This window comes from Clostridium sp. CAG:43, assembly GCF_000434655.1.
Classification (GTDB): Bacteria; Bacillota; Clostridia; order Lachnospirales; family Lachnospiraceae; genus Otoolea; species Otoolea fessa.
The window spans coordinates 29572-37387 of sequence record NZ_FR895110.1 but is presented as its reverse complement, the minus strand read 5'-3'; the positions used below and the strand labels follow the sequence as shown (position 1 = coordinate 37387).

Below are 7816 nucleotides of genomic sequence, written 5' to 3'. Positions count from 1 at the left end.
ACATCCGGCGTCTCGCGCGGTCGCTTGCGACATGTTTCTGCTTCGCGCGAGTGCGCATCCTCGCGGAGCGTTTTTTGTTTCATAGGACGCAATTCCTATGAAACAAAAAACAGGAACCGGCGAGAGTATCATCCGGTTCCTGTCTTTATGCAGTTTCTGCAGAACGATTTCCGCAGGATTTCCTATATGAGTATAAGACTGGTTTCCTGATTACAGGGAAAGAGCCTCTTTTACCTTGGAAATGATGTGAAGTCCGATGTCTCTGGAAGCATCTACGGACTGAGCGCCGATGTGCGGGGAAACGATGAAGTTGTCGCACTCGAACAGCGGGCTTGCGAATGTATCATCACCTGTCAGACCGCTGCCAGCCAGCTCATTTTCCATAACGTCTGCTGCGTAGCCGCCGATCTTGCCAGCTTTCAGAGCCTCGTACATGTCTTTCTCGTTTACGATACCACCACGGCTCATGTTCAGAACAACTGCGTCATCCTTCATCTCAGCGATGGACTTAGCGTTGAACAGATCCTTTGTCTCTGGTGTCAGCGGTACGTGGATAGATACGAAATCAGCTACCTTTAACATCTCGTCTACGGACATGCCAGTTGCATGCTCTTTCTCGAAATCTTCCGGTTTCAGGAATGGATCGTAAGCAACGACAGTCATACCAAATGCACGACCAAGTTCGCCGACTCTCTTACCGATACGACCGAAGCCCATAACACCCAGAGTCTTGCCGCGAAGCTCACGACCTTCGAATTTATATTTGTTCCACTCGTGTTTTACTTTTACATCGTAGTTAGCTGTGAAAGTACCACGGGAGATATCTAACATCTTGGAAATGGTCAGCTCTGCAACTGCGTTAGCGTTTAAGCCCGGTGCGTTGAAGATCTGGATTCCTTTGGATTTTGCATAGTCCATATCAATGTGGTTCAGACCAACGGAGCAAACGCCGATAACCTTCAGGTTCTTAGCAGCGTCGATGATCTCCTGATCGATCTTCGGATCTACACGCATGATCAGAACGTCTACGTCACCGATTTCAGCTAATAACTGATCCTTGGTGGACGGCAGATTCTCTGCAGTTTTAACTTCCATGTATTTGCTGAGTTCTTCAGCAATACCAGCGTATACTTTGTCAATGATAAGACACTTCATAGTTTAATTTCCTCCGCTCTTATTTTGTAAAATGTACCTATATGCAAGTATACCTAAAATCTGCTGTCCAGTCAAGTCATTTTGCCGTACCAAAAAGAAACTCGTATTCGATTTTTTGTATAACACTTATAAGTAAATGCTGGATAAAAAGGTGTTTTTGTAGAAAATTCCGCGAGAGCGATTTATAAATTGTATTTTGAGATAGGGCAGACTATAATAAAGGTACGATGCAGTTCAAAGTCCGGTTCCGGACGGCATTCGATGATTCTGCCCGTAAAGAGGGCATCTGTGATTCACAGAAATATCCGGGTATTTATGAAATTTCATAATGCATTTTTTGTTTCAGGGGAAACTGCGTCCTATGAAGCAAAAAAGCAGTCATATGATTTCGTGGTGCTGAATATAAGTATCATATCGGCATTTAGAAAACATGGCATCTTATATCTTGAATGATATTTGTGTGTGATGCGGTATTTTATGCTGATTTAAACTCAGGACAGAAAATTTCAGGTTACTGTTCATTTAATGCGAAGCCACGGCAAATTCCGTTACTGGGCACGTATGCGTGAACAATAACAATCTTAGAAAGGATGGAGAAGGTTGAGAGAGGAGTACGGAAATTTAGAACGTGCTTACGAAAGAATGCGGTTCGGCTGGCAGGAGACATTTGCCGGGGAATGGCAGAAGGGGAGAATGTATGGGGAAAAGAGAAGGCAGAAGATATGGCTGGAGGCTGGCAGTGCTGACATTTGTGCTGCTGTGCCTGCAGGGCACCGGCGGACAGGCTTACGCACAGGAAGATAAGGCGGGAGAACGGCGGATCCGTTATTCTTCTTCCTATTTGAAAGAGGCTGAGATACCAGAAGCGCCGGAAGAATATCTGGAAGAGGGGGAAATTACCTATCGGCTTGTGGGGACAGAGATAGAGGCGGTGCCGGTGCGCGGCAGAACGCGGGAGGTTTCGGGGGAGATGGTCTATCCATCCGTGACGCGGGAACAGGAGATCCCGGCGAGAGCGCCGATGGAGGTGGAGGATCGGGAGAGCCGGAAGACGGTATCGGTTATGCTGGATCTGAAAAGAACCTCTTATGAGAACGAACACTGGCAGGATGGATTTGAGATTTCGGTCGTATTTCACGAATACGGGGCGGACACATACCGGCTGGGTGGAACTGTCGTGATGCATGATGAAAAAGTGCCGCCGTTGGAGGCGTGCAGGGAAGAACTGCTTGCAAGTGCAGGGCTATCGGAGGATGAGGTGCAGATTGAGTCGGCAAGCTGGGAGGGAGATGCTTATCAGGATGAGGCTGGCATCTGGTGCCGCAATGCGGCGGTACAGGCAAAACGCCGCGTATGGGACTGCCGGGCAGTGTACGGGGGAACGGTCAGACTTCCGGCATATGAGCGTTACCGGAGGCGGATGGAGTATGAAAAAGCGGAACCGGATGTGGAAGAGATGACAGAAATAGAAGCGGATCCGGGAACTCTGGTGGAAACAGAGACTGCGCCGGTGGAAAACCTCCCGCTTCCGTTCTGGAGACGGTGGATTCACTACGGACTGACGATCAGTATAAGTCTGCTGCTGGTTTTACTGGCATGGCTTGGATTTCGGCAGCTGCGGCGGATGGCGCGTGAAAAAAACGAACGGTAGGTTATGTGGGCGCAGTTGATAAAAGGAAAAAAGTGCCGTATACTAGAAAACTGGTAAGCTGGCAGTTATGGTTCGTGTAAAAAAATTTTGAAATCAGAGGCACGGCTTGAGGATATGCCGGCAGCCAGAATCGGGAATCAGACCAGAAAGAAGAGGGAAAACGGCGTGACAAGAGATGTTGTATTTAAAATGGAACGTCCGGGACTGGTAGAAGTCGGACAGACAGTAGAGGTGACGGAGTCGGTGACGCCGTTTAATGTCAATTATATGATTGAACCGGCGGTGGCGATGTCGGGGCTTTTTAAGCTGAATGACCGGATTCCCGCCGATCACGGCGTGGTAAAGGCGATCGAGGAAAATGATCGCGGTTACTATGTGACAGTTACGTTTGAGTATGAATAAAAGGACAGAAAGGGAAAACGATGGCAGGAAAAATACCGAACGATCCGATTATGTGCTTGAGCTTTGTGAACACACAGCTCAGAGATTTTTACCCGGATTTAGATGAATTATGCAGTGCGTTTGATACAGAACGGTCGGAGCTTGAGAAGAAGCTGCAGGCGGTGGGATATACCTATGACAGAGAAAAGAACCAGTTCCGCTAGGGCACGGTCAGGCTTTACGCTGGCAGAGCTGCTGATTGTGACCGGGATTGTGTCGATTCTCGTTGCAGTTTCGATCCCGATTATGTCCGGACAGGTACAGAAAGCGAAGGAAGTGCGGGCGAAAGCCGAGGCGAGGATTCTATGCATGGCGCTCTGGATGTATCTGCATGATTTGGATGAGCAGGACATTCATCCGGAAAGCTGGGAGCTGATGATGGATCTGGGTGGTTCTTTCCGGGATCGGGGAGAAAATCCGCTGGAAAACTATCTGGATGGAGAGATTTCTGAGGATGTGTCTATCTACAGCGTATATTACAGCGATACACTGGAAAGCTATGGGGGAATCTTGTGCGAGATAGGTGGAATCGAGGTGGAAGCGCTGACCAGCGGAAAGACGGAGATTGTGAATCCATAAAAAATAGAGAGGCAGGTTACTGTTCACAGGTAGGCACTTTTGAAACCGAAAGTGCCGTAAGAAAACGTGGTGGCAGCAGGAATTTGCCGTATTTAAATGCGAAGCCACGGCAAATTCCGTTACTGGGCACGTATGCGTGAACAGTAACAGAGGCAGGATGTCTTACAAGGAAAGTCTTGTAAAACCCTGCTTCTTTCTATATAATGAGACAGTAAAGCAGTCTGTCTGAAAATGAAAATAGCAGGATAAAAACCAGACGGTTTCGGACAGATACAAGAGAAAAGAGAGGTATCAGTATGTTTCGCGCGATAAGGATAGTAGGAACGATCGTCAGCTTCCTTGTTGGTTCCATCGGCACATTGCACCGTATGGATAAACAGGGACAGGTAGATCCGGTCGCAGTGGAGGAAGAAAGCACCCAGATGGTGCGTAATATTTTTGAAAAACTGCTCAAAATGGCAGGTGTGACGGTAGAGGTGCGCGGATATGAAAATATTCCGCAGGATCGCCCGGTGCTCTATGTGGGAAACCACCGGAGCTATTTTGATATCCTGGTCGGCTATACGACGGTTCCGGGATTGATGGGATTTGTGGCAAAGAAAGAGATGGAGAAGATTCCGCTCTTGTCAAAATGGATGCTCAATGTCAACTGTCTGTTTTTAGATCGGAATAATATAAAAGAAGGTTTAAAAACGATTCTGGCGGGGATCGAGAAGGTGCGCCGCGGCGTTTCTGTCTGGATTTTTCCGGAAGGAACCCGCAATAAAAATGAACAGCTTTCCGATCTGCTTCCATTTAAAGAGGGAAGCTTAAAGATTGCAGAGAAATCTGGCTGTCCGGTTGTTCCGGTGGCGATCAAGGGAACAGCGGAGGTCTTTGAGAAGCATATTCCGCTTATTTGTCCGAGCCATGTCGTGATTGAGTTCGGCGAGCCGTTCATCGTGAAAGAGCTGGATCCGGAGAACCGGAAGTTTGTCGGCGCATATACGAGAGAAAAGATCGCAGGGATGCTTTCAGAGATGGAAAAGGAGAACAACTAAGAGATGGATTTGCTGGAGATAAGAGGGCGTCTGGATCAGATTGACACCCAGATAGAAAAGTTATTTGAGGAGAGAATGCGCCTTTGCAGCGAGGTGGCAGAGTATAAGATCGCGACCGGAAAGGCGGTTTACGATGCTGAGCGTGAGAAACAGAAGATCGAGTCAGTTCAGGCGATGGCAGAGGGCGAGTTCAACAAGCAGGCGGTTGCCGAGCTGTTTTTGCAGATGATGACGCTGAGCCGCCGGTATCAGTATCAGACGATCGCAGGGCGCGTCGGCGGTCCGGATCTGGGCTTCCATAAGGTGGAGAAGCTTGAAACGGCCGGAAAACGCGTGGTGTTCCAGGGATTAGAGGGCGCTTACGGTCATGCGGCGGCGCTGCAGTTCTTTGGAAAAGACGCGGATATCCATCATGTACGCCGGTTTGAGGATATGATGGTGGAGATTCAGGAGGGAAAAGCTGATTTTGCGGTGCTTCCGATTGAAAATTCTTCCGCCGGTGCCGTGACGGACAACTATGATCTGCTTTTAAAATACGACAATGTGATTGTGGCGGAGACATTTCTGCCGGTACACCACTACCTGCTTGGCACACCGGATGCGGAACTTTCCGATGTGAAGCGTGTTTATGCACATCCGCAGGCGCTGATGCAGAGCAGCGACTTTTTAAACCAGCACGACTGGCAGCAGCTAAGTATGGAAAATAATGCTGTGGCGGCACAGAAGGTACGCGATGAGAAGGATCCGTCACAGGCGGCAGTCGCAGGTGAGGTGGCAGGAGAGATTTACGGACTCAAAAAGCTGGCAGGTCCGATCAACAACTGTCCGGACAACACGACCCGTTTCCTGATTCTGGCGAAGGATCGCGTCTATCAGGCGGGCGCAGAGAAAATCAGTCTCTGCTTCGAGCTGCCGCACCGCAGCGGTACGCTGTACAGCATGCTCGGCAATTTTATTTTCAATGATGTCAATATGCGGATGATCGAGTCCCGCCCGATCCCGGAGGAGAGTTGGCAGTACCGCTTCTTCGTGGACATCGAGGGAAACCTGGAGGATGCCGGTGTGCAGAATGCACTGTATGGAATCATGCGCGAAGCGAAAAATGTAAAAATATTAGGAAATTACTAGACTTTTTAGCTTAGGAAAAGATGAAATGGGTTACTGTCCGCGGGAGGCATTTTTGGAACCGAAAGTGCAGCAAAAGAATGTGATGGTAACCGGAAAGGCAAAATGATGGAAGAAAGAAGAAAAAATACGATGATTTTATACCGCAACCTGCGGTATCAGCAGTTATTTGACGATATGTGCAGTCTCTTAAAACCAGAGGAAGGCGGGGCACGCCCGGATGCGTATGCATGCGCGAGCCAGCTCATCGATCTGGCAGTGACCTATGGATTCCGCGGAAACCTATGGCATTGTTTCCTGGCGTTCTGCATGGCAAACAATGAAAATGCCTACAGCACATCCTGCGAGATCATCGGACCGGTCGGCGGCAGCTTAAGCGAGCTTGCCCGTCACGATTTTGCACAGGTCAGAGAGCTTTTTTCCCTGGATATTGCCCGTCTGGACGAGGCTGAGAACGGCATCTGGTCGGAGATGAAGCATTACGAAAATGCGCTGGAAAACAGCAAGGCGTTCAACCACCGCATCCGCGACCGGATCGTTGAATTATCGATTTCACTGGAGAATGCGGAGAGTGATCAGGAATTTCAGGATATCGTGACCGAATTTTATAAAGAATTTGGTGTCGGCAAGTTTGGTCTTAACAAAGCATTCCATATTATCATGGATGACGAGGCAAAGCAGGTCGATATCGAGCCGATCACGCGCGTGGAACATATCGAGCTGAGCGATCTGGTAGGCTATGAGCTGCAGAAAGCCAAGCTGATTGAAAATACCGAGGCATTTATCGAGGGGCGCGCGGCAAACAACTGCCTGCTTTTCGGTGACAGCGGTACCGGTAAATCATCCAGTATCAAGGCGATCTTAAATCAGTATTATGACCGCGGACTCCGCATGATCGAGGTGTACAAGCATCAGTTCCGCGGACTGTCAGATGTCCTGGAGCAGATCAAAGACCGCAACTACAAATTTATCATTTATATGGACGATCTTTCCTTTGAGGAATATGAGCTGGAATATAAATATCTGAAAGCAATCATTGAGGGTGGTCTCGGCATCAAGCCGCAGAATGTCCTGATTTATGCGACATCGAACCGCCGTCACTTAATCCGCGAGAAATTCAGCGATAAGCGCGAGCTGGACGACGATCTGCACTCCAACGATACGGTGCAGGAAAAACTGTCTCTGGTTGCGCGTTTTGGCGTCACGATTTACTACGGCTCACCGGACAAGAAAGAGTTCCAGAACATCGTCCGCGTACTGGCAGACAAATACCACATCCATATGCCGGAGGCAGATCTGCTACTGGAAGCCAACAAGTGGGAGTTAAGCCACGGCGGGCTGTCCGGACGTACTGCCACCCAGTTTATTGCAAACTTACGCAGCAAGCTGAAAGGAGAGATCAAGTAATATGACCGTTAAAACCTTTGCCGCTATTGATGTGGGTTCCTTCGAACTGGAGCTGGGAATTTTCGAGATTTCTGCTTCCGCCGGAATCCGCGAGATTGATCATGTGCGCCATGCGCTGGCGCTTGGCAAAGACACGTACAATGACGGACGTTTGAGCCACGAGATCGTGGAGGAAATGTGCGAGGTCCTGAATAAGTTCCGGGAAGTGATGAAAACATACCGGGTATCGGATTACCGGGCATTTGCGAGCAGTGCGCTTCGGGAGGCGCGGAACAGCCAGATGGTACTGGACCGGATTCTGGTGCGTACCGGACTCCGGGTCCGTACGATGAACAACTCGGAGCTGCGTTTTAAGAGTTATAAAGCTGTTGCAGCCAGGGAGGAAGAATTCCAGCGCGCCGTGAAAAACGGCGCGGCG

8 protein-coding genes and 1 pseudogene are annotated in these 7816 nt (G+C 49.2%); 8 read left to right on the top strand and 1 reads right to left on the bottom strand.

The window, feature by feature from the left end; genetic code table 11:
- Window positions 1-210 precede the first annotated feature (210 nt).
- Window positions 211-1155 (bottom strand): D-2-hydroxyacid dehydrogenase, encoded by a 945-nt coding sequence (locus QVO97_RS10650; RefSeq protein WP_022360306.1) that lies wholly within the window; start codon window positions 1153-1155, stop codon window positions 211-213.
- 697 nt (window positions 1156-1852) lie between these two features.
- Here QVO97_RS10650 and QVO97_RS10645 point away from each other — a divergent pair.
- The 8 genes and pseudogenes from QVO97_RS10645 to QVO97_RS10610 form a co-directional block, all read left to right on the top strand.
- A complete protein-coding gene (locus QVO97_RS10645; protein WP_288189652.1) occupies window positions 1853-2806 on the top strand; it encodes a hypothetical protein in 954 nt (317 codons plus the stop codon).
- Between the two features lie 87 nt (window positions 2807-2893).
- Complete coding sequence (locus QVO97_RS10640; protein ID WP_369678418.1) at window positions 2894-3208, top strand: hypothetical protein; 315 nt, start codon at window positions 2894-2896, stop codon at window positions 3206-3208.
- A gap of 20 nt (window positions 3209-3228) precedes the next feature.
- Window positions 3229-3411: a DUF4250 domain-containing protein gene (locus QVO97_RS10635; protein ID WP_022360303.1), complete on the top strand. Its 183-nt coding sequence runs from the start codon at window positions 3229-3231 to the stop codon at window positions 3409-3411.
- Window positions 3383-3826 (top strand): type II secretion system protein, encoded by a 444-nt coding sequence (locus QVO97_RS10630; protein ID WP_022360302.1) that lies wholly within the window; start codon window positions 3383-3385, stop codon window positions 3824-3826. Before QVO97_RS10635 ends, QVO97_RS10630 begins: the two co-directional genes overlap by 29 nt.
- Before the next feature lie 296 nt (window positions 3827-4122).
- Window positions 4123-4866 carry a lysophospholipid acyltransferase family protein gene (locus QVO97_RS10625; protein ID WP_022360301.1) on the top strand — a complete coding sequence of 248 codons (744 nt, stop codon included), beginning with the start codon at window positions 4123-4125 and terminating at the stop codon, window positions 4864-4866.
- 3 nt (window positions 4867-4869) lie between these two features.
- A complete protein-coding gene (locus QVO97_RS10620; protein WP_022360300.1) occupies window positions 4870-5994 on the top strand; it encodes a bifunctional chorismate mutase/prephenate dehydratase in 1125 nt (374 codons plus the stop codon).
- A 105-nt stretch (window positions 5995-6099) separates the two neighbouring features.
- Window positions 6100-7398: an ATP-binding protein gene (locus QVO97_RS10615; RefSeq protein WP_288189651.1), complete on the top strand. Its 1299-nt coding sequence runs from the start codon at window positions 6100-6102 to the stop codon at window positions 7396-7398.
- A gap of 1 nt (window position 7399) precedes the next feature.
- Window positions 7400-7816: pseudogene (locus tag QVO97_RS10610) on the top strand (exopolyphosphatase); the annotation flags it as partial.

Excerpts from the sequence above, each read along its gene's own strand:
- QVO97_RS10650 (WP_022360306.1), bottom strand. The coding sequence starts at position 1,155 with ATGAAGTGTCTTATCATTGACAAAGTATACGCTGGTATTGCTGAAGAA.
- QVO97_RS10645 (WP_288189652.1), top strand. The coding sequence starts at position 1,853 with ATGGGGAAAAGAGAAGGCAGAAGATATGGCTGGAGGCTGGCAGTGCTG.
- QVO97_RS10635 (WP_022360303.1), top strand. The coding sequence starts at position 3,229 with ATGGCAGGAAAAATACCGAACGATCCGATTATGTGCTTGAGCTTTGTG.
- QVO97_RS10630 (WP_022360302.1), top strand. The coding sequence starts at position 3,383 with ATGACAGAGAAAAGAACCAGTTCCGCTAGGGCACGGTCAGGCTTTACG.
- QVO97_RS10625 (WP_022360301.1), top strand. The coding sequence starts at position 4,123 with ATGTTTCGCGCGATAAGGATAGTAGGAACGATCGTCAGCTTCCTTGTT.
- QVO97_RS10620 (WP_022360300.1), top strand. The coding sequence starts at position 4,870 with ATGGATTTGCTGGAGATAAGAGGGCGTCTGGATCAGATTGACACCCAG.
- QVO97_RS10615 (WP_288189651.1), top strand. The coding sequence starts at position 6,100 with ATGGAAGAAAGAAGAAAAAATACGATGATTTTATACCGCAACCTGCGG.